Consider the following 22,142-nt stretch of genomic DNA (forward strand, 5'->3'; position numbering starts at 1 on the left):
ATGGCTATCGACTATGCACGCGCGACCAAATATTTCCTGATGTGGGATTTCATCAAAGGCTTTGCCCTTGGGATGAAATACTTTGTCGCGCCGAAACCGACGCTGAACTATCCGCATGAAAAGGGGCCGCTGTCGCCGCGTTTCCGGGGTGAACACGCGCTGCGCCGCTATCCCAATGGCGAAGAACGCTGCATTGCCTGCAAACTGTGCGAGGCGATCTGCCCCGCGCAGGCGATCACCATTGATGCCGAACCGCGCGCGGATGGCTCTCGCCGGACCACGCGCTATGACATCGACATGACGAAATGCATCTATTGCGGCTTCTGCCAGGAGGCCTGCCCGGTTGATGCCGTGGTCGAGGGGCCGAATTTCGAATTCGCCACCGAAACCCGCGAAGAGCTGTTCTATGACAAGCAGAAACTGCTTGAAAACGGCGCCCGCTGGGAAGCCGAGATCGCCCGCAATATCGCATTGGACGCGCCTTACAGATGACCGACCGCAGCGCATATGACGCGGGCCTTGATCTGGCCGAACGCCTTAATCCCGGCATGGATAAGGCGTTGCGCGACCGCTATGAGGCATGGCTGCCGGGTGGGGTGGCCGATGCCGTGGTGGCGCATGGCTGGGGCGGCGTCTATGCGCGTGATGGTCTGGACATCAAGACCCGCCTGCTGGCGACGGTCGCGGCGCTGACCGCGCTTGGCGCACAGACCCGGCCGCAGCTGAAGGTCAATATCGCCTCGGCTTTGGTGGCGGGCGCCACCCCGCGCGAAATCTGTGAAGTGATCTTTCAGATGCAGCTTTACGGGGGCCTGCCGGCGATGATCAACGCCCTGAACACCGCGATCGAACTGTTCGAGGAGAAAGGGCTGAGCGCATGAATGACGCGTTTTCCAAGCTGTTTTCGCAGATGATCCAGCAAGGCCATGAAATGGCCCGCACGCTGAACCCGGCGCTGGAAAATCTGGATCTGCGCGCCTTTGAAAAGCTGGTGCCCACCGTCCCCTCGGACATGATGGAGATGTGGTTTGGCAACACCTTCAACCGCGAGGGGCTGGACGCCAAGACCCGCCTTTTGCTGACCATCGGGGCGCTGACCGTGCAGGGCGCGCTGGCCGAACCGCAATTGCGCCTGACCATCCGCCACGCGCGCGAGGCAGGGGCCACGAAACGAGAGATCGCTGAAACGATCTATCAGATGAGCATGTTCAGCGGCCTGCCCGCCATGCAAAAAGCGCTGGAAGTCGCCCAAGGCGTCTTTGGCGAGGAGGACGAGGAATGATGGCATTCGCATTCTATCTGTTCGCGACCTGTGTGGTCGTGTCGGGTTTCATGGTGGTGATCGCGCGCAACCCGGTACATTCGGTGTTGTGGCTGATTCTGGCCTTTCTGTCCGCGGCGGGTCTGTTCGTGCTGCAAGGCGCTGAATTTGTCGCGATGTTGCTGGTCATCGTCTATGTCGGCGCGGTCGCGGTGCTGTTTTTGTTCGTCGTCATGATGCTGGATGTCGATTTTGCCGAACTGAAGGGCGAACTGGCGCGCTATCTGCCGCTGGGGCTGCTGATCGGGGTCGTGCTGCTGGCGCAACTGGGTATCGCCTTTGGTGCGTGGCAGGTCTCGGACCAGGCGGCGGCGGCGCGCGCGGTGCCCATCACCCCGGATATGCAGAACACCCACATGATTGGCGCGGTGCTGTATGACCGCTATCTGCTGGCCTTCCAGCTGGCTGGTCTGGTGCTGTTGGTGGCGATGATCGGGGCCATCCTGCTGACCCTGCGTCACCGCAAGGATGTCAAACGCCAGAATGTGCTGGCGCAGATGTGGCGCGACCCGGCCAAGGCGATGGAACTGAAAGACGTCAAGCCGGGACAGGGGTTGTGATGAACGCGGCCAAACAAGCCATCGGCGCGGGCCGGTCCCGCCGCCAGAAAGCAAACAAGAGGGACGACGCATGATCGGACTGGCGCATTACCTGATCGTGGGGGCGGTGCTTTTCGTCACCGGCATCTTCGGCATTTTCGTGAACCGCAAGAACGTCATCGTCATCCTGATGTCGATCGAACTGATGCTGCTGGCGGTGAACATCAACTTTGTCGCCTTCTCGACCCATCTGGGCGATCTGGCGGGGCAGGTCTTTACCATGTTCATCCTGACCGTCGCCGCCGCCGAGGCCGCGATCGGGCTGGCCATTCTGGTGGTGTTCTTCCGCAACCGCGGCACCATTCAGGTCGAAGACGTCAACGTGATGAAAGGGTAAGCGGGTCATGGAAAAGATCATTCTCTTTGCCCCGCTGCTGGGGGCGCTGATTGCCGGGTTCGGCTGGCGCGTGATTTCCGAAAAGGGCGCGCAATACCTGACCACGGGCATCCTGTTTCTGGCCTGTGCGCTGTCATGGATCGTGTTTCTGGGCTTTGACGGTCAGGTCCGTCACATCCCGGTGCTGGACTGGATCGTGACCGGCGATTTCGCCGCGCAATGGTCGATCCGTCTGGACCGGCTGACCGCGATCATGCTGATCGTGGTGACCAGCGTCTCGGCGCTCGTGCATCTGTATTCGCTGGGTTACATGGCCCATGATGAAAACTTTACGCATGAGGAACATTACAAGGCGCGGTTCTTTGCCTATCTGTCCTTCTTTACCTTCGCCATGCTGATGCTGGTGACGGCGGACAACCTGCTGCAAATGTTCTTTGGCTGGGAAGGCGTGGGCGTCGCGTCCTATCTGCTGATCGGTTTCTATTACAAGAAACAGTCGGCGGGCGCTGCGGCGATGAAGGCGTTTATCGTCAACCGGGTGGGTGACTTTGGCTTCCTGCTGGGGATCTTTGGCATCTATTGGCTGACCGGCACCATCCAGTTCGACCAGATCTTCGCCCAGATCCCCGAGCTGGCCCAGATGAACATGCAGTTCCTGTCATGGGAATTCAGCGCGACCAACCTGCTGGCGCTGTTGTTGTTTATTGGCGCGATGGGGAAATCGGCGCAGTTGTTCCTGCACACCTGGTTGCCGGACGCGATGGAAGGCCCGACCCCGGTGTCGGCCCTGATCCACGCCGCCACCATGGTGACCGCGGGCGTGTTCCTGGTCTGCCGCATGTCGCCGCTGTTTGAATTTGCGCCTGAAACCAAGATGTTCGTGACCATTATTGGCGCGACCACGGCGTTTTTTGCTGCCACGGTCGGTCTGGTGCAAAACGACATCAAGCGCGTCATCGCCTATTCGACCTGTTCCCAGCTTGGCTATATGTTCGTGGCTGCCGGGGTGGGGGTCTATTCGGTGGCGATGTTCCACCTGCTGACCCACGCTTTCTTCAAGGCGATGCTGTTCCTTGGCGCCGGTTCGGTCATCCATGCGATGCATCACGAACAGGATATGCGCAACTATGGCGGTCTGCGCAAAAAGATCCCGCTGACCTTCTGGGCGATGCTGATCGGCACGCTGGCGATCACCGGGGTGGGGATTCCGCTGACAACCATCGGGTTCGCGGGCTTCCTGTCCAAGGATGCGATTATCGAAAGCGCCTATGCCTCGGGCGTGGGCTATGCCTTCTGGCTGTTGGTGATCGCCGCTGCCTTTACCAGCTTTTACAGCTGGCGGCTGATGTTCCTGACCTTCTGGGGCCAGCCGCGTGGCGACCATCATGCGCATGACCATGCCCATGAAAGCCCGGCGGTGATGACCGTGCCGCTGGGGGTGCTGGCCATTGGCGCAATCTTTGCCGGGATGGTCTGGTATGGCCCGTTCTTTGGCGACCACGACAAGGTGCATTCCTTCTTCCATATGGGCCACGGCGCGGCGGCTGAACACAGCGCCGTCGAAACCGGCGCTGACAGCCACGCGGTTGCCACCCCGGATCACGGCCCGGTGGCCGAGGCCGCCCATGCCGAAGCCGGGGCCGAGGCGGGCGAACATGCGACCGCCGATGCGGGCCATGCAGATGGGGGCCATGTCGCGGCGCCGGTTGGCGGGGCGATCTATATGGCACCTGACAACCACATCATGGACGAGGCCCACCACGCCCCGAAATGGGTCAAGGTCTCGCCGTTCATTGCGATGCTGGGTGGGTTCATTCTGGCCTGGCTGATGTATATCCGCTATCCGCAGGCACCGGCGGCGCTGGCGCGTCAGCAGCGCCCGCTTTACCTGTTCCTGCTGAACAAATGGTATTTCGACGAGCTGTATCACTGGATCTTCGTCCGTCCCGCATTGTGGCTTGGCCGGGTGCTGTGGAAACAGGGCGATGGCCGGGTGATCGACGGCACGATCAACGGGATCGCGCTTGGGATCATCCCGCGGCTGACCCGCTTTGCCGGTCGGGTTCAGTCGGGCTTTCTGTTCCATTATGCCTTTGCGATGGTTCTGGGCATCGTCGGGCTGCTGATCTGGGTGATGATGCGAGGGGCGCACTGATATGACCAACCTGTTGTCCATCATTACCTTCCTGCCGATCGTCGCGGCGGCCATTCTGGCGCTGTTCCTGCGCGGCGATGACGCGGCTGCGGCCCGCAACGCCAAATGGCTGGCGCTGATCGCGACGGTGGCGACCTTTGCCATTTCGCTGTTCGTGCTGTTCGGGTTCGAGCCGGGCGACACTGGCTTCCAGTTCGTCGAGGATCACGCCTGGATCATGGGTCTGCGCTATAAAATGGGCGTGGACGGGATCTCGGTCCTGTTTGTGATGCTGACCACCTTCCTGATGCCGCTGGTCATCCTGTCGGCATGGGAGGTCACGACCCGCGTCAAGGAATACATGATCGCCTTCCTGATCCTTGAAGGGCTGATGATCGGCGTGTTTACCGCGCTGGATCTGGTGCTGTTCTATCTGTTCTTCGAGGCCGGGCTGATCCCGATGTTCCTGATCATCGGCATCTGGGGCGGGCAGAACCGCATCTATGCCGCGTTCAAGTTCTTTCTGTATACCTTCCTTGGCTCGGTGCTGATGCTGGTGGCGATGATCACCATGTATCACATCGCCGGCACGACCGATATTCCGACGCTGCTGGGGTATGACTTCTCGTCCCAGCCGATGGCGCTGTTGGGCTGGACCATTACCGGCGGGCTGCAAACGCTGCTGTTCCTGGCGTTTTTCGCCAGCTTCGCGGTCAAGATGCCGATGTGGCCGGTCCATACCTGGCTGCCCGATGCCCACGTTCAGGCCCCGACCGCCGGTTCGGTCGTTCTGGCCGCCGTGCTGTTGAAAATGGGGGGCTATGGCTTCCTGCGCTTCAGTCTGCCGATGTTCCCGGTGGCCTCGGATTACCTGCAACCGCTGGTGTTTGGGATGTCGGCCATTGCGATTGTCTATACCTCGCTGGTGGCGCTGGTTCAGTCGGATATGAAAAAGCTGATCGCCTATTCCTCGGTGGCGCATATGGGTTACGTCACCATGGGGATCTTTGCGTTCAACCAGCCCGGCGTCGATGGCGCGATCTTCCAGATGCTGTCGCATGGCTTTGTCTCGGGCGCGCTGTTCCTGTGCGTCGGCGTCATCTATGACCGGATGCACACGCGGGAAATCGACGCCTATGGCGGGCTGGTCAACCGGATGCCGAAATACGCGCTGATCTTCATGTTCTTTACCATGGCCAATGTCGGCCTGCCGGGGACATCGGGTTTCGTGGGTGAATTCCTGACCCTGATGGGCGTGTTCAAGGTCAATACCTGGGTGGCCGCGATTGCCGCGACCGGGGTGATCCTGTCGGCGGGCTATGCGCTGTGGCTGTATCGCCGCGTGACCTTTGGCGCGCTGGTTAAGGAAAGCCTGAAAACCATCACCGACATGACCCCGCGCGAACGCTGGATCTTTGTTCCGCTTGTGGCGATGACGCTGTTCCTTGGTGTCTATCCGCGCGCGGTGCTGGACATCACCGGCCCCTCGGTCGAGGCGCTGCTTCATGATTACCACCAAAGCCTGCCGGCCGGGGACGTGACCAGCGCCCCCGCGACCCAAGCCAGCCATTAAGGGGGGCGCGATGACCTCGCTCGACTTTACGACCATCCTGCCCGAGCTTTCGCTGGCCATCTATGCGCTGATCGCGCTGATGGCGGGGGCCTATCTGGGCAAGGACGCGCTGGCCCGCACGCTGTTATGGGTGACGGTGGCTGTGCTGCTGCTGGCCGCTGCGATGGTGGGGCTGCGCGACACGCCCCCGGCGACGGCCTTTTTCGGCATGTTCGCCGATGACGGCTTTGCGCGCTTTGCCAAAGTGGTGATTCTGGTATCCGCCGCCGCCATCATGGCGATGAGCGCCGATTACCTGCACCGCAACGACATGCTGCGGTTCGAATTCCCGATCCTGATCACGCTGGCGGTTGTCGGCATGATGTTCATGGTGTCGGCCAATGACCTGCTGACCCTGTATATGGGGCTGGAGCTGCAATCGCTGGCGCTTTACGTCGTGGCCGCGATGCGCCGCGAAAGCGTCAAATCGTCTGAGGCAGGGCTGAAATATTTCGTGCTGGGGGCGCTGTCCTCGGGGCTGCTGCTTTACGGTGCCTCGCTGGTTTACGGCTTTACCGGCGCCACCGGCTTTGCCGAGATCTATGCCGCGGTCGAGGGCGGCCGGTTGTCGCTGGGTCTGCTGTTCGGTCTGGTCTTCCTGCTGACCGGGATGGCGTTCAAGGTCAGCGCCGTGCCGTTCCATATGTGGACGCCCGATGTCTATGAAGGCTCGCCCACGCCGGTGACGGCGTTCTTTGCCACCGCGCCCAAGGTTGCCGCAATGGGTCTGATCGCCCGCGTCATGTTCGACGCTTTCGGTCAGGTGCCGGGCGACTGGGGCCAGATCATTGCCATTCTGGCGGTGCTGTCGATGTTCCTTGGGTCCATCGCCGGGATCGGGCAGACCAATATCAAGCGGCTGATGGCCTACAGCTCGATCGCGCATATGGGCTTTGCGCTGGTCGGTCTGGCGGCGGGCACGGCCTATGGCGTGCAGGCGATGCTGATCTATATGGCGATCTATGCGGTGATGAATGTCGGCACCTTCGCCTTCATCATGTCGATGGAACGCGACGGTCAGCCGGTCACCGATATGCGCAGCCTGAACCAGTTCTGGCGCGTGTCGCCGCTGAAATCGCTGGCGGTGCTGGTGCTGATGTTCAGCCTTGCCGGCGTGCCGCCGATGCTGGGCTTCTGGGCCAAGTTCGGGGTGCTGAACGCGGCTGTCGATGGCGGCATGGCGTGGCTGGCCATTCTGGGGGTGATCGCGTCGGTGATCGGGGCGTTCTATTACCTGCGCATCGTCTATTACGTCTATTTCGGCGCGGAATCCGATGGCGTGACCAGCCGGATGAGCATGCCGCAATATGCGCTGATGCTGGTGTCCGCTGCGGCGATGGTGATCGGGTCGTTCAGCCTGTTCGGTCTTGACCGGGCGGCGGCGGATGCGGCGGCAGCCCTGTTGCCGGTGCCGGAACAGGTCGCGGTCGACCCCGCGCCCGCCCCCCTTGCCCCCGCCCCCGTTGCCCCCGCCCCCGTTGACTGAGCCGCGCTGGCCCGAGGGCGTCGCCCGCCACATTCTGGCGCGCTGCGACAGCACCAATGCCGAGGCGCTGAGGCTGGCCCCGCTGTTATCGGGGCCGGCCTGGGTGTTCGCCCGCGAACAGACCGCCGGGCGCGGGCGGCGCGGGCGCGGCTGGGTGTCGGACCCGCGCAATTTCGCCGCCACGCTGGTGCTGCGCCCGCAGGGGCCGGTGGCGCAGGTGGCGCAGTTATCCTTCGTTGCCGCGCTGGCCCTGCATCAGGCCCTGGGTGCGGTTTGTGGGCCGAATGCGCGGCTGGCGATCAAATGGCCCAATGACGTGCTGCTGAATGGCGGCAAGGTCGCGGGTATTTTGCTGGAAAGCGCTGGTCGCGGCGGCGCGGTCGATGCCGTTGCCGTGGGTATCGGCGTCAATCTGGCCGCCGCCCCGCCCCCCGAGGCGGTGGAACCCGGCGCCACCACCCCGGTCAGCGTTCTGGGCGAAACCGGCATGGCCGTCACCCCCGAGGGCTTTCTGGACCTTCTGGCCCCGGCTTTTGACGGCTGGCACCGCCAGTTGACCACGCATGGGTTCACACCCATCCGCAATGCCTGGACCGCCCGCGCCGCGCGGATCGGCCAGTCCATCACCGCCCGCACCGGCAAGGCCGAGGTCACGGGGCGCTTTGACGGCATCGACGACAGCGGTGCGCTGGTGCTGACCATCCCGTCCGGGCGTCAGGTCATTCCCGCCGCCGATGTGTTTTTCTGAGGGGCCGCGCCATGCTGCTGTGCATTGATACGGGCAATACCAACACTGTCTTTTCGCTGTGGGACGGCACGTCTTTCGTCGACACCTGGCGCATCAGCACCGATCACAAGCGCACCGCCGACGAATATTATGTCTGGCTGACCACGCTGATGGGGCTGAAGGGCGTCAGCGCCACGATTGACCATGTGATCATCTCAAGCACGGTGCCGCGGGTGGTGTTCAACCTGCGCGTTTTGTGCAACCGCTATTACGACACCCGCCCGCTGGTGGTGGGCAAGCCCGACTGCCTGTTGCCCGTCGCCCCCCGCGTGGACGAGGGCACGGTGGTCGGTCCCGACCGTCTGGTCAACACGGTCGCGGGCCATGACCGCCATGGCGGCGATCTGGTGATTGTCGATTTTGGCACCGCGACGACCTTTGACGTGGTCGCCAGCGACGGGGCCTATATCGGCGGGGTGATTGCGCCCGGCGTGAACCTGTCGCTTGAGGCGCTGCATATGGGCGCGGCCAGCCTGCCCCATGTCGATGTGACCAAGCCCGAAAAGGTGATCGGCACCAATACCGTGACCTGCATCCAGTCGGGGATCTTTTGGGGCTATATCGGGCTGGTGCAGGGCATCACCCAGAAAATACGGGCCGAACGCGACCGCCCGATGAAAGTTGTCGCGACCGGGGGGCTGGCACCGCTGTTTGATCAGGGCTTCGACCTGTTCGACGCGATCGAGGACGATCTGACAGTGCATGGCCTGCGATTGATACATGATTACAACAAGGAGATGGGCAATGTCTGAACGTCTAATCTATCTGCCGCTTGGCGGCGCGGGCGAGATCGGGATGAACGCCTATGTCTATGGCTGGGGCCAGCCGGGGCGCGAACGGCTGATTCTGGTCGATGTCGGCGTGACCTTTGGCGATATGGACAGCACGCCGGGCATCGACCTGATCATGCCCGACCTGTCATGGCTGACGGAAAACCGTGACCGGCTGGAAGCGGTGTTCATCACCCATGCGCACGAGGACCATGTCGGCGCGCTGGGGCATCTGTATCACAAGCTGCAAGTGCCGGTTTACTGCCGCCCCTTCACCGGGGCGCTGGCGAAAATGAAGCTTGAGGAACAGGGCCAGCCCGCCGATGCCGTCCGCATTGTCAGCCCGCGCCCCGACACGGTCAAACTGGGGCCGATGACGGTGCAATTCGTGCCGATCAGCCATTCCATCCCCGAATCCAGCGCGCTGATCATCGACACGCCGGGCGGGCGCATCGTGCATACCGGCGATTTCAAGCTGGACGGCACCCCGGTGGTCGGAGAGGGCTTTGACCCGATCCTGTGGCACGACATCGCGCATGAGGGGCAGGGGATCAAAGTCCTGACCTGCGATTCCACGAATATCTTCTCGCCCCAGCCCGGCCGGTCCGAGGCGCTGCTGAAGAACCCGATCCTCGATTTCGTCATGGCACAGCCGGAAATGGTGGTCGCCACGACCTTTGCCAGCAATGTGGCCCGCGTCAAAACCCTGGCCGAGGCCGGCGTTGCCGCCGGGCGCAAGGTGTGCCTGCTGGGGCGGGCGATGCGCAAGATGGTGACGGTGGCGCAGGAAACCGGCGTGCTGTCGGGCTTTCCGCCGGTGATCGGCCCTGACGAGGCGTCCGAGACCCCGCGCGACAAGCTGATGCTGCTGGTCACCGGCAGTCAGGGCGAACGCCGCGCCGCCAGCGCGCAACTGGCGCGGGGCCGCTATCTGGGCCTGCAACTGAAAGAGGGTGACAGCTTTCTGTTCAGCTCCAAGACCATTCCGGGCAATGAACGCGGCGTGATCCGCATCATGAACGCGTTTTCGCAAATGGGGGTCGATGTATTCGACGCCGATGACGGCATCTATCACGTCTCGGGCCATGCCAACCGCCCGGATATCGAGGCCATGCACGACCTGCTGAAACCGCAGATCGTGATCCCGATGCATGGCGAACACATGCATCTGCGCGAGCATATGAAACTGGCGCAAGGAAAGGGCATCGCCAGCGCCATCGTCACCAATGGCACGGTGATGGACCTGACCACCGACCGCCCCCGCATTGTGGACGAGGTCGAAACCGGGCGCATCTATCTGGACGGGTCGGTGCTGATCGGGGCGATGGACGGGGTGGTGCGCGACCGCATCCGCATGGCGCTGAACGGTCACGCGCTGGTTTCGGTCATCGTGGACGAGGATGACAACCTGCTGCCCGACGCCTGGGTCGAACTGTCGGGTCTGCCCGCGCATGGCCGCGCCGGGGTGCCGCTGGACCGCCATATCGAGGGCGAACTGGCCGAGTTTCTGGAACATGCCGACCCCAGGACCGTCGCCAGCGACACCCGCCTGGAAGAGGCGATCCGCAAGATCACCCGTCAGGTCTCGATGGAGGAAATCGGCAAAAAGCCCGAGGTTACCGTCACCATCAGCCGCCTGACCGCGGAATGATCTTGACCGCCGCGTCCGGGGTTGGCAAAGCCGCGCCATGAGCAATGACAGCGACTTTCCCATCCCCGAGCGGCGCAACTTTTATGGCCGCCGCCATGGCAAAACCCTGCGCGACAGCCAAAAGGGCTATCTGGCCGAAGACCTTGGCGAGCTGCGCCCGCGCGGCATCAGCCCGCAGGAAAACCCCGACCGCCGCCCTGTCGACCCGCAGGCGATTTTCGGCAATGACCGCCCGATCTGGCTGGAGGTCGGCTTTGGCGGCGGCGAACACATGGTTCACATGGCCGCGCGTTACCCGGATGTGAATATCATCGGTTGCGAACCATTCATCAACGGCGTGGCCATGCTGCTTGGCAAGATCCGTCAGGCCGGGGTCAGCAATGTCAGCGTTCATCCCGGCGATGCCCGCGATTTGATGGATGTGCTGCCGGATGGCTGTATCGCACGGGCCTTTCTGAACTATCCCGACCCATGGCCCAAGGCGCGCCACCACCGGCGCCGCTTTGTCACGCCCGAACACCTGCTGCCCCTGCACCGGGTCATGGCCAAGGGCGCCGAATTTCGCGTGGCGACCGATATTCCCGACTATATGCGCCAGACGCTGGAAGAGGTGCCAAAAGCGGGCTTTACCCATGTTGCGGATGGCCCGCAGGCATGGGATGACTGGGTTAGCACCCGCTATGAACAAAAAGCCCTGCGCGAGGGGCGGGTGCCGCATTACGCCAGCTTTCGCCGCTAAAGCCCGCGCATCCCCCGGCGGTGCGAATGCCTGTGGCAGTGCCCGCCCCGCCGGGGTAACAATCGCGCAAAGCCTTGAAAGAACGGAGCGCGCCCATGTCCCATACCGATCAGCCCCACCCGATGACCGCCCACCGCTCGCCGGCGCTGACCGGCGTGGCGCAGGTGCCCGGCGATAAATCGGTCAGCCACCGCGCGCTGATCTTTGGCGCGCTGGCGGTCGGGCGCACCCATATCACCGGTCTGCTGGAAGGGCAGGACGTGCTGGACACCGCCCGCGCGATGCAGGCTTTTGGCGCGACGGTCGAACGGCTGGGACCGGGCGAATGGGTGGTCGATGGCGTGGGCGTCGGCGGGTTTGCCGAACCCCAGGGCGTGATCGACTGCGGTAATTCCGGCACCGGGGTGCGGCTGATCATGGGCGCCATGGCGACAACGCCGATCACCGCCACCTTCACCGGTGATGCCAGCCTGTCCAGACGCCCGATGGGCCGTGTCACCGACCCGCTGGAACTGTTCGGCGCGCAAGTCACCGCGCGCGCGGGCGGGCGCCTGCCGCTGACCATCACCGGCGCGGCCGATCCGGTGCCGGTGCGCTATGCCACGCCGATGCCCTCGGCGCAGGTGAAATCGGCGGTGCTGCTGGCGGGGCTGAACGCCCCCGGCGAAACCGTGGTGATCGAGGCCGAACCCACCCGCGACCACACCGAAAGGATGCTGGCCGGTTTCGGCGCCGATATCCGCACCGAGGTCACCGCCGAAGGCCATGTCATCACCCTGACAGGCCAGCCCGACCTGCGCCCCCAGCGCGTGGCCGTGCCGCGTGATCCGTCCAGCGCGGCCTTTCCCGTCGCGGCGGCGCTGATCGTGCCGGGGTCCGACATCACCGTGCCGGGCGTCAGCCGCAACCCGACCCGTGATGGGCTGTATCTGACGCTGGCGGAAATGGGCGCCGACCTGACATGGGAAAACCCGCGGCAGGAAGGCGGCGAACCCGTGGCCGACCTGCGCGTCCGCCACAGCCCGCTGCATGGCGTGACAACCCCGGCTGACCGCGCCGCCAGCATGATCGACGAATTCCCCATCCTCTCGGTCATCGCGGCCTTTGCGCAGGGCGATACAGTGATGACGGGCGTGGGCGAATTGCGGGTCAAGGAATCCGACCGCATCGACGCCATGGCCCGCGGGCTCGAGGCCAATGGCGCCAGAATCAGCGAAACCCGCGACAGCCTGACCGTCCACGGCACCGGCAGCCTGCCCGGCGGGGCCACGGTCCAGACCCATCTGGACCACCGCATCGCCATGTCCTTCCTGATCGCCGGACTGGCCAGCGCCGCCCCGATCCGCGTCGATGACGCCAGCCCCATCGCCACCAGCTTTCCCGATTTCACCGCCCTGATGCAGGGGCTTGGGGCGCAGATCCACGACGGCTAGGCACATCGCGAAGGCCGAAAGGGGCGCGCGACCCCGCCCCCCTCGCTTCTGTTTCAAATACCTCGGGGGACGGCCGCAGGCCGGGGGGCAGCGCCCCCGACCGCGTTAGCTCTGCTTGCCAAAACCCGCGGCTTTCAGCGCGTCGGTGATCTCGTCCAGAATTGCGGGGTCGTCGATGGTGGCGGGGGATTTGTAATCCTCGCCATCGGCGATCTTGACCATGGTGCCGCGCAGAATCTTGCCGGACCGGGTTTTCGGCAGCCGGTCCACGACAAGCGCCTGCTTGAAGGCCGCGACCGGGCCGATTTCCTGACGCACCATGCGCACCACATCCTTGACCACCTGTTCGGGCGGCGTGGTGACACCTTTCTTCAGGCACAGGAACCCCAGCGGCATCTGGCCTTTCAGCTCGTCCGCGACGCCGATCACGGCGCATTCCGCAACATCGGGATGCTGGGCCAGAACCTCTTCCATGGCGCCGGTCGACAGGCGGTGGCCGGCGACGTTGATCACGTCATCGGTGCGCGACATGATATACAGATAGCCGTCCTGATCGACATATCCCGCATCGCCGGTTTCGTAATAGCCGGGGAAATGCGACAGATAGGATTTCCTGAACCGGTCCTCGGCATTCCACAGCGTCGCCAGTGTGCCCGGCGGCAGCGGCAGCCTGATCGCGATGGCCCCAAGCGTATCGGGACCGACCGGGTGGCCGCCCTCGTCCAGCACCTGCACGTCATAGCCGGGCATCGGCACCGAGGGACTGCCCAGTTTGACCGGCAATTCCTCGATCCCGATCGGGTTGGCGGCGATGGCCCAACCGGTTTCGGTCTGCCACCAGTGGTCGATCACCGGCACGCCAAGATGTTCCTGCGCCCATTTGATCGTTTCGGGGTCGGCGCGTTCGCCGGCCAGGAACAGCGCTTGCAGGTCATGCAGCTTATAGCGGCGGATCCATTCCCCGTCCGGGTCTTCGCGGCGGATGGCGCGCAGGGCGGTGGGGGCGGTAAAGAACGACTTGATGCGGTTGTTCTGGATGGTGCGCCAGAACACGCCGGGGTGGGGGGTGCCGATGGGCTTGCCCTCGAAAACCACGGTCTGCGCCCCGGCGATCAGCGGGCCGTAACAGATATAGCTGTGCCCCACGACCCAGCCCACATCGGATGCGGCCCAGAAGCGGTCACCGGCCTCGATATTATAGATATTCTTCATCGACCACGCCAGGGCCACCAGATGCCCCGCCGTCGGGCGCACCACGCCCTTGGGCTGGCCCGTTGTCCCCGAGGTATACAGGATATAGGCCGGGTGATTGCCCTCGACCGGGACGCAGGGCACCGGTTTGACGCCATATTGAAAGCCATACCAGTTGAAATCACGGCCCTCGATCAGCTTGGCGACCTCTTCCTCGCGCTGGAAAATGACGCAGAATTCGGGCTTGTGGCTGGCCATCTCCATCGCCTGATCCAGCAGCGGTTTGTAATGAACGACGCGCCCCGGCTCCAGCCCGGCCGAGGCGGCGATGATGGCGACCGGCTTGGCGTCGTCGATGCGCACCGCCAGTTCATGCGCGGCAAAGCCGCCGAACACCACCGAATGCACCGCGCCAAGGCGGGCGCAGGCCAGCATCGCCTCGATCGCCTGCGGGATCATCGGCATATAGATGATGACGCGATCACCTTTTTCCACACCGCGCGCCCGCAGCGCCCCGGCCAGCGTCGCCACGCGGGTTTGCAGTTCCTGATAGGTGATGCCCTTGGTGGCATGGGTGATCGGGCTGTCGTGATAGATGGCGATCTGGTCGCCGCGCCCGGCCTCGACATGGCGGTCAACGGCGTTCCAGCAGGTGTTGACCATGCCATCGGAAAACCATTCATACAGGGGCGCATTATCGTCGAACAGCGCCTTGGAAGGGGGCTTGTCCCAGTCGATCAGCTTGGCGGCATCCATCCAGAACGCTTCGGGATCGGACTTCCAGTTTTCGTAAACGGCCTGATAGGACATTCTTGGCTCCCTCCTCTATTGGTTCTTTTGTTACGATCCGAGGTGGGTTTGCCGCAACAGTGTTAACCGCGGATGCGTCGCGATGGCGCGAATATTTTGCAGTTTTTGCCGATCTGCGCCGCGCGGTAACTGCAAACTGCAAAAATCTGTTAAAACAGCGTCACAAAACCGAATTTTTTGCAAAAAGGCGGTTGCCCAAGCCCGGCAGCTGATTCGCCCTTAGCGCTGGATATGAATGTGGTCGTCATGGCGGGCGGCGTGACAGCCCTGAAAGCGCAGCTTTGCATCCCTCACGCCAATATCCCGGCGCAGGTGAGGCTCGATAAAGACCTTCCCGATGCGCGGGTCCTTCGACAGATATTCAAGCGCTGTTTTCATGCGGCTTTGGTCAAGTTGCAGGTCGGGAAAGAACCGCTGTAGCCACGCGAAGTCCCAGCGCATCAGACCACCGCTGCAATCGTCTGGCCCCTGCTGAAAGGCAAAATAGCCAATTGGGCTGCGCGTCTGCCCCGGCAGATAATGCCCTTTGTGGTCACGATAATACAGCGCCAGATCCAGCTTCTCACCGTCATTATGGCTGAGATGGGGCAACAGCGGCAGGCGCCCGAACGGAAAGCCCGCATCCAGGGACAGGGTTATGGTGCCGGGATGCGTGCGCGCCATGTGATGGGCCAGATCTTGTGCGGCGTTATAAAGTTCAGGCGTGACGTAATGCCGGTTCAGCGCGCAATAGATCAGCGATTGACTGCGCAGCGGGCCGCCCGTGCAAGGCAAGGCCACCCGCCCGGCCATTGGTGCCATCGTCCATGCCGCCAGCCACAGGGCGGCATAGAACAACACAAACGCCAGCCACCGCCTGCGAAAGGCCAAAGCGGCGGCCCATGCCAGCCCCCCGGTCAGCGACAGGGTGGTCAGGACCAGAATGATCAGCCCATGCCCGGCCACCCGTCGCATCGGGTCAGCCGTAATGCGCGACCGGCGTGCCCGCAAGCATGGCCATATTCAACAGCCCGCGCGTGGTGATGGCGGGGGTGACGATATGGGCGCGGTTGCCCATGCCCATCAGGATCGGCCCGACCTCCAGCCCGTTTGCGCGCATTTTCAGCGCGTTGCGCACGCCCGATGCGGCATCGGTGCCGGCAAAGACCAGCACGTTCGCCTCGCCCTCAAGGCGCGAGTCGGGAAAGATCCGGCCCCGCAATTCCGGGTCCAGCGCGGCATCGACATGCATTTCGCCGTCATAGATGAAATCGGCGTTCTGATCGGCCAGAATCTGCATCGCATCGCGCATTTTGCGGCCCGATTCCGTGTCCAGATTGCCGAATTGCGAATGGCTGCACAGCGCGATCTTGGGTGTCAGGCCAAAGCGGCGCACATGGCGGGCGGCGCCGGTGACGGCGGCGGCGACCTCGGCCGGGGTGGGGTCGTGATGAACCTGCGTATCGGCCACGAACAGCGGCCCGTCCTGAAGGATGATCATCGACAGCGCGCCCTGCGGGTGCAGCCCGCCACGGGCCAGAATTTCGCGGATATATTTCAGATGCCATGAATACTGGCCGAAGGTGCCGCAGATAATGCTGTCGGCTTCGTTGCGGTGAACCATGATGGCGCCGATGGCGGTGGTGTTGGTGCGCATGATGGCGCGGGCAATGTCGGGGGTGACGCCGCGCCGGGCCATCAGCCCGTGATAGGTTTCCCAGTAATCGCGATAGCGCGGGTCGTTTTCGGGGTTCACGATCTGAACATCGCGGTCGGGCCGGATCGGCAGGCCGGCGCGTTCACAGCGATCCGCGATGACCTGCGGACGACCAATCAGGATCGGCACATCGGTGGTTTCCTCGATCATCGCATTGGCGGCGCGCAGCACGCGCTCGTCCTCGCCCTCGGCAAAGGCGATGCGACGGCTGGAGGTCGCGGCGGCCTCGAATACCGGGCGCATGATCAGGGCGCTGCGGAAGACCGATCCGTCAAGCCCGCGCTTATACGCCTCGATATCGGGCAGGGGGCGGGTGGCGACGCCGGTTTCCATCGCGGCGCGTGCCACCGCGGTCGAGACCACGCCGATCAGGCGCGGGTCAAACGGTTTCGGGATCAGGTAATCGGCCCCGAAGCTGAGGCGTTCGCCGCGATAGGCGGCGGCAGCCTCGGCGCTGGTGGTGGCGCGGGCCAGCGCGGCGATGCCCTCGACGCAGGCCAGCTGCATGGCATCGTTGATCTCGGTCGCGCCGACATCCAGCGCGCCGCGGAAGATGAAGGGAAAGCACAGCACGTTATTGACCTGATTGGGAAAATCGCTGCGACCGGTGGCGATGATCGCATCCGGTGCCGTGCTGCGGACCTGATCGGGCAGGATCTCGGGCGTGGGGTTGGCCAGGGCAAAGACGATGGGCTTGGGCGTCATTTTGGCGACCATATCCGGGGTCAGCACGCCGGGGCCGGACAGGCCAAGGAACATATCCGCGCCTTCGATCACCTGATCCAGCCGGCGCAGGTCGGTCTTTTGCGCGAATTCGGCCTTTTGCGGGTTCATGTCGATTTCGCGGCCTTCATGAACCAGCCCGTGAATGTCGCACAGCCAGACATTTTCGCGCCGCACCCCCAGTTTCAGCAGCATGTTCAGGCAGGCAATCCCCGCCGCGCCGCCGCCGGTGCTGACCAGCTTGATGTCCTCGAACCGCTTGCCGGTCACGCGCAGGGCGTTGGTGGCCGCCGCCCCCACCACGATGGCGGTGCCGTGCTGGTCGTCGTGAAAGACCGGGATGTTCATCCGTTCGCGGCACAGCTTTTCAACGATAAAGCAATCGGGCGCCTTGATATCCTCAAGGTTGATGGCGCCAAAGCTGGGTTCCAGCGCGCAGATCAGATCGGCCAGCTTTTCCGGGTCGGGCTGGTCGATTTCCAGGTCGAAACAGTCGATATTGGCGAATTTCTTGAACAGGACGGCCTTGCCCTCCATCACCGGCTTGGCGGCCAGCGGGCCGATATTGCCAAGCCCCAGAACCGCCGTGCCGTTCGACACCACCGCCACCAGATTGCCGCGCGCGGTATACAGCGCCGCGTCAGCGGGGTTTGCCCTGATCTCGGTGCAGGCCTCGGCGACGCCGGGGGAATAGGCGCGCGACAGGTCGCGGCCATTGGCCAGCGGCTTGGTCGCCTGAATTTCCAGCTTACCGGGGCGGGGCAGGCGGTGGTAATCCAGTGCCGATTGCCGCAGGTTCTCGTGTCGCCGTTCGTCCATGGAATTCCCCCCTCGCTGGTGATGGTTCACCGTTAAACTGGTTTGGCGCAGGTTACACCGCCCCGCGACACTGTGCCAGTGCGCCCGCGACGCTGGCGGGTTGCATCGACGGGCTGGCGGGCGCAGACTGGCGCGATCAACGTGGAAAGAGGTTCACCATGTCGCTGCTGGATGCTGCCCGAGACGTGCGCGAGGCGGCCTATGCGCCCTATTCGAATTTCAAGGTCGGCGCTGCCGTGCGCGGGGCTTCGGGGGCGGTGTATAAAGGCTGCAACGTCGAGAATGTCGCCTATCCCGAGGGCACCTGCGCCGAGGCCGGGGCGATTGCCGCCATGGTCGCCGCCGGCGAAACCGAACTGGTCGAGGTCGCGGTGATCGCAGACAGCCCGCACCCGGTGCCGCCCTGCGGTGGCTGCCGCCAGAAACTGGCCGAATTCGGTCGCGGCGACACCCCGGTTTTGCTGGCCACCACGGGCGGGGACACGCTGGCCACCACGATTGCCGAATTGCTGCCGGGGCGGTTCGACATGACCCATATGTCGGGGGCGAAATGAGCTTTGACCCAAGACCGATCATTGCCCGCCTGCGCGACGGCGGCGGGCTGGATGACGATGACGCGGCGCGCATCGCGGGCGGGCTGGCTGATGGGTCAGTCAGCGACGCGCAGGCCGGGGCCTTTGCCATGGCGGTTTTGCTGCGTGGGCTGGGGGCCGGTGGCCGCGTGGCGCTGACCCGTGCGATGCGCGATTCAGGCGACGTGATGCAATGGGATCTGCCCGGACCGGCGGTGGACAAGCATTCGACCGGCGGCGTGGGCGACGCGGTCAGCCTGATCCTTGCCCCGGTTCTGGCGGCCTGCGGGGCCTTTGTCCCGATGATCTCGGGGCGGGGTCTGGGCCATACCGGCGGCACGCTGGACAAGCTGGAGGCGATCCCCGGCTGGCGTTGCGACCAGTCCGAGGATGATTTCCGCCGCATCGTGCGCGATGTGGGCTGTGCCATCGTGTCCGCGACCGGCGATCTGGCCCCGGCCGACCGCCGCCTTTACGCGATCCGCGACGAATCCGCGACGGTGGAAAGCCTTGATCTGATCACCGCCTCCATCCTGTCCAAAAAGCTGGCGGCGGGGCTGGATGCCCTGGTGCTGGATGTGAAATCGGGCAATGGCGCGTTTCTGAAGGGCAAGGGGCAGGCGCAGGCGCTGGCGGCCTCGCTGGTGGAAACGGCCAATGGCGCGGGCTGCCGGACCTCGGCGCTGGTCACCGATATGGACCAGCCGCTGGCGCGCAGCGCGGGCAATGCGATCGAGGTTCTGGAATCCATCCGCGTCCTGCGCGGCGAGGCCGGTGCCCTGCGCGACCTGACGCTGGACCTGTCGCGCGAATGCCTGCGGCTGGTGGGGCTGGACCCGGATGGCGCGGAACGGGCGCTGGACAGCGGCGCCGCGGCGGAACGATTTGGCCGCATGGTTGCCGCGCAGGGCGGGCCGTCCGACCTGGTCGAGGCCCCACAGCGTTACCTGCCCAAGGCCCCGATCCGGCTGGTCGTCGAGGCGCCTTCGGGCTTTGTTTCGCAGATCGACACCACCGCGCTGGGCCATGCCGTGATCGGGCTGGGCGGGGGCCGCATCCGTGCCGGGCAGGCGATTGACCACGCCGTCGGGCTGGATGAACTGGCGCGTCTGGGGGATGCCGTGGGTGCGCGCCCGCTGGCCGTCATTCACGCCGCCACCGAGGCCGCCGCACAGCAGGCCGCACAGGCCGTGCGCGCCGCTTATCGCCTGTCCGAAGACGCCGTTGAAAACGGACCGCTGGTCCGGGAAAGGTTCCCATGTCCCGCGCATTCCTGATTGTCATGGACAGCGTCGGCATCGGCGGCGCACCCGATGCGGCCGATTTCGGGCCGCGCGACATCACCGATGAAGGGTCGAACACCCTTGGCCATATCGCGCAGGAATGTGCCGCTGGCCGGGCGACGCAAGGCCGCGATGGCCCGCTGTCCCTGCCGGTACTTGACGGGCTGGGGCTGGGGGCGGCGCTGCGTCTGGCCTCGGGGCTGGCGGCGCCCGGCCTTGGCGCCGAACCGCAGGGCCTGTGGGGCGCCGCGACCGAGGTGTCGGCCGGCAAGGACACCCCCTCGGGGCACTGGGAAATGGCCGGGGTGCCGGTGCCGTGGGACTGGCATTTCTTTCCCGATACCCGCCCGACCTTCCCGCCCGAGGTCACGGCCCGTATCTGCGAACTGGCCGGGACCGAGGGGATTTTGGGCAATGAACATGCCTCGGGGACCGAGATCATCGACCGTCTGGGCAAGGAACATCAGCGCAGCGGTTGGCCGATCTGTTACACCTCGACCGACAGCGTGTTGCAGATCGCCGCGCACGAGGACAGCTTTGGGCTGGACCGGCTGATCGCGCTGTGCCGCGACCTGGCGCCGATGCTGCATCAGATGCGCGTCGGGCGGGTGATCGCGCGGCCCTTTACAGGCACGCCGGGCCATTACCAGCGCACCGCCAACCGCCGCGATTTCGCGGTCGAGGCACCGGGCGAAACCCTGCTGGACCGCGCGCAGGCCGCCGGTGTCACCACCCATGCCATCGGCAAGATCGGTGATATTTTCAGCCATCGCGGCATTGACCACCTGCACAAGGGTAAATCCGATGCCGATCTGGCCGCGCATCTGGTGCGGCTGGGGCGCGAGGCCGCCGATAACAGCCTGATTTTTGCCAATTTCGTGGAATTTGACAGCCTGTATGGCCACCGCCGCGATGTGTCGGGCTATGCCCGCGCGCTGGAATGGTTCGATGGCGTGGCGGGCCAGTTGCTTGCGGTGCTGCGGCCCGGCGATCTGGCGATCTTTACCGCCGATCACGGCAATGACCCGACATGGGCCGGCACCGACCACACCCGTGAACGGGTGCCGGTGATCGGCTGGGGCCTTGGGCCGCGCCCGGTGGGGCAGGTGGCCTTCGCAGATATCGGCGCCAGCATCGGCGCGCATCTGGGGCTGGCGGCGCCCCGGCACGGGGTCAGTTTCCTGTGACCCCGCGGATCGAACTGCATCTGCATCTGGAAGGGGCCGCACCGCCTGCCTTTATTCGCGGTCTGGCGGCACGTAAAGGCGTGGATCTGGGCGGTATATTTGATGCGCGCGGGCATTACGCCTATCGTGATTTCCCTGAATTTTTGCGGGTTTACGAGGCCGCAACCTCGGTCATTCAGACCCCGCGCGACTATGCCGACCTGCTGGCGGTGGTGCTGGAACAGGCGGCCGAAAACGGCGCCATCTATGCCGAGCTGTTCGTCTCGCCCGCGTTTTGCGGCGGCGGCGATCTGGCGGCGTGGCGCGATTATCTGGCCGCGATGACGGAAGCCGCCGCACGGATGCGGGCGCAGGGCATCGACAGCCGGGGCATCGTCACCGCGATCCGCCATTTCGGCCCGGACCGTGCCCGCGCCAGCGCCATCTGCGCGGCGGAAACGGCGGGGGGCTGGATCGCCGGGTTTGGCATGGGCGGCGATGAAACCATCGGCAAGGCCACCGATTTTGCGTGGTCTTTCGATTGCGCGCGCGAGGCCGGGCTGGGCCTGACCTGCCATGCCGGCGAATGGGGCGGTCCAGACAGCGTCCGGCAGGCGCTGGCATTGGGTTGCACCCGCATCGGTCACGGCGTGCGCGCGGTCGAGGACGCGGCCCTGATGCGCGAACTGGCCGATCGCGGCACCGTGCTGGAGGTTTGCCCGGGTTCGAACATCGCGCTGGGGCTTTACCCGGACTGGCCCGCGCATCCGATTGCGCGTCTGGCCGATGCCGGGGTCAAGGTGACGGTTTCGACCGATGATCCGCCGTTTTTCCACACCAGTCTGCGGCATGAATATGACCGGCTGGCCGATGCCTTTGGCTGGTCAGACCCGGAATTTGCGGAACTGAACCGCATTGCGCTGGACGCCGCTTTCTGCGATGCCGCCAGCCGCGAAACGCTGGCCGCAAGGCTGGCATCGCAGGACACCGCCCCGCAACAGAATGGATAACCT

20 protein-coding genes are annotated in these 22,142 nt (G+C 64.3%); 17 read left to right on the forward strand and 3 right to left on the reverse strand.

Annotated elements, in window-relative coordinates; all coding sequences use genetic code 11:
- The 13 genes from nuoI to aroA all read left to right on the forward strand — a co-directional run bounded on the left by nuoI (position 1) and on the right by aroA (position 12,869).
- Positions 1-492 (forward strand): NADH-quinone oxidoreductase subunit NuoI, encoded by a 492-nt coding sequence (gene nuoI / locus ACFXP9_RS01030; protein WP_397207833.1) that lies wholly within the window; start codon positions 1-3, stop codon positions 490-492.
- The gene (locus ACFXP9_RS01035; RefSeq protein WP_397207835.1) at positions 489-881 is read left to right on the forward strand and encodes a carboxymuconolactone decarboxylase family protein; all 393 of its coding nucleotides are present in this window, start codon (positions 489-491) and stop codon (positions 879-881) included. Before nuoI ends, ACFXP9_RS01035 begins: the two co-directional genes overlap by 4 nt.
- Positions 878-1,282 carry a carboxymuconolactone decarboxylase family protein gene (locus tag ACFXP9_RS01040; protein ID WP_397207836.1) on the forward strand — a complete coding sequence of 135 codons (405 nt, stop codon included), beginning with the start codon at positions 878-880 and terminating at the stop codon, positions 1,280-1,282. Before ACFXP9_RS01035 ends, ACFXP9_RS01040 begins: the two co-directional genes overlap by 4 nt.
- A complete protein-coding gene (locus ACFXP9_RS01045; RefSeq protein WP_397207838.1) occupies positions 1,279-1,881 on the forward strand; it encodes an NADH-quinone oxidoreductase subunit J in 603 nt (200 codons plus the stop codon). The genes ACFXP9_RS01040 and ACFXP9_RS01045 overlap by 4 nt, the downstream gene beginning before the upstream one ends.
- 70 nt (positions 1,882-1,951) lie before the next feature.
- Entirely contained in the window at positions 1,952-2,257 is a 306-nt protein-coding gene (gene nuoK / locus ACFXP9_RS01050) for an NADH-quinone oxidoreductase subunit NuoK (protein ID WP_397207840.1), read from the forward strand.
- Positions 2,258-2,264: 7 nt separating this feature from the next.
- Complete coding sequence (gene nuoL, locus ACFXP9_RS01055; RefSeq protein ID WP_397207842.1) at positions 2,265-4,412, forward strand: NADH-quinone oxidoreductase subunit L; 2,148 nt, start codon at positions 2,265-2,267, stop codon at positions 4,410-4,412.
- 1 nt (position 4,413) lies between these two features.
- On the forward strand, positions 4,414-5,964 hold the full coding sequence (locus tag ACFXP9_RS01060) for an NADH-quinone oxidoreductase subunit M (protein ID WP_397207844.1): 1,551 nt from the start codon (positions 4,414-4,416) through the stop codon (positions 5,962-5,964).
- A 10-nt stretch (positions 5,965-5,974) separates the two neighbouring features.
- Entirely contained in the window at positions 5,975-7,489 is a 1,515-nt protein-coding gene (gene nuoN / locus ACFXP9_RS01065; protein WP_397207846.1) for an NADH-quinone oxidoreductase subunit NuoN, read from the forward strand.
- Entirely contained in the window at positions 7,482-8,237 is a 756-nt protein-coding gene (locus ACFXP9_RS01070) for a biotin--[acetyl-CoA-carboxylase] ligase (RefSeq protein ID WP_397207848.1), read from the forward strand. The genes nuoN and ACFXP9_RS01070 overlap by 8 nt, the downstream gene beginning before the upstream one ends.
- Positions 8,238-8,248: 11 nt before the next feature.
- Positions 8,249-9,028, forward strand: a complete 780-nt coding sequence (locus tag ACFXP9_RS01075; protein WP_397207850.1) for a type III pantothenate kinase — start codon at positions 8,249-8,251, stop codon at positions 9,026-9,028.
- Positions 9,021-10,697: a ribonuclease J gene (locus ACFXP9_RS01080; RefSeq protein ID WP_397207852.1), complete on the forward strand. Its 1,677-nt coding sequence runs from the start codon at positions 9,021-9,023 to the stop codon at positions 10,695-10,697. The genes ACFXP9_RS01075 and ACFXP9_RS01080 overlap by 8 nt, the downstream gene beginning before the upstream one ends.
- A gap of 37 nt (positions 10,698-10,734) precedes the next feature.
- Positions 10,735-11,436 carry a tRNA (guanosine(46)-N7)-methyltransferase TrmB gene (gene trmB / locus ACFXP9_RS01085; RefSeq protein WP_397207854.1) on the forward strand — a complete coding sequence of 234 codons (702 nt, stop codon included), beginning with the start codon at positions 10,735-10,737 and terminating at the stop codon, positions 11,434-11,436.
- A 95-nt stretch (positions 11,437-11,531) separates the two neighbouring features.
- Positions 11,532-12,869: a 3-phosphoshikimate 1-carboxyvinyltransferase gene (aroA, locus tag ACFXP9_RS01090; RefSeq protein ID WP_397207856.1), complete on the forward strand. Its 1,338-nt coding sequence runs from the start codon at positions 11,532-11,534 to the stop codon at positions 12,867-12,869.
- A 105-nt stretch (positions 12,870-12,974) separates the two neighbouring features.
- On the opposite strand, the gene ACFXP9_RS01095 is transcribed toward aroA, so the two are convergent.
- From ACFXP9_RS01095 to ACFXP9_RS01105, 3 genes are all read right to left on the reverse strand, one after another.
- Positions 12,975-14,870: a propionyl-CoA synthetase gene (locus tag ACFXP9_RS01095; RefSeq protein WP_397207858.1), complete on the reverse strand. Its 1,896-nt coding sequence runs from the start codon at positions 14,868-14,870 to the stop codon at positions 12,975-12,977.
- 219 nt (positions 14,871-15,089) lie between these two features.
- The gene (locus tag ACFXP9_RS01100) at positions 15,090-15,824 is read right to left on the reverse strand and encodes a hypothetical protein (protein ID WP_397207860.1); all 735 of its coding nucleotides are present in this window, start codon (positions 15,822-15,824) and stop codon (positions 15,090-15,092) included.
- Positions 15,825-15,828: 4 nt separating this feature from the next.
- On the reverse strand, positions 15,829-18,108 hold the full coding sequence (locus ACFXP9_RS01105) for an NADP-dependent malic enzyme (protein WP_397207862.1): 2,280 nt from the start codon (positions 18,106-18,108) through the stop codon (positions 15,829-15,831).
- 158 nt (positions 18,109-18,266) lie between these two features.
- Between ACFXP9_RS01105 and ACFXP9_RS01110 the strand changes: the two genes are divergently transcribed.
- The 4 genes from ACFXP9_RS01110 to ACFXP9_RS01125 are packed head-to-tail and all read left to right on the forward strand — an operon-like array spanning position 18,267 to position 22,139.
- Positions 18,267-18,662: a cytidine deaminase gene (locus tag ACFXP9_RS01110; protein WP_397207864.1), complete on the forward strand. Its 396-nt coding sequence runs from the start codon at positions 18,267-18,269 to the stop codon at positions 18,660-18,662.
- On the forward strand, positions 18,659-19,957 hold the full coding sequence (locus ACFXP9_RS01115) for a thymidine phosphorylase (protein ID WP_397207866.1): 1,299 nt from the start codon (positions 18,659-18,661) through the stop codon (positions 19,955-19,957). Before ACFXP9_RS01110 ends, ACFXP9_RS01115 begins: the two co-directional genes overlap by 4 nt.
- Positions 19,939-21,150, forward strand: a complete 1,212-nt coding sequence (locus tag ACFXP9_RS01120) for a phosphopentomutase (protein WP_397207868.1) — start codon at positions 19,939-19,941, stop codon at positions 21,148-21,150. Before ACFXP9_RS01115 ends, ACFXP9_RS01120 begins: the two co-directional genes overlap by 19 nt.
- Positions 21,147-22,139: an adenosine deaminase gene (locus tag ACFXP9_RS01125; RefSeq protein WP_397207870.1), complete on the forward strand. Its 993-nt coding sequence runs from the start codon at positions 21,147-21,149 to the stop codon at positions 22,137-22,139. The genes ACFXP9_RS01120 and ACFXP9_RS01125 overlap by 4 nt, the downstream gene beginning before the upstream one ends.
- Positions 22,140-22,142 lie beyond the last annotated feature (3 nt).

Source organism: Paracoccus jiaweipingae (assembly GCF_044335505.1).
Classification (GTDB): domain Bacteria; phylum Pseudomonadota; class Alphaproteobacteria; order Rhodobacterales; family Rhodobacteraceae; genus Paracoccus.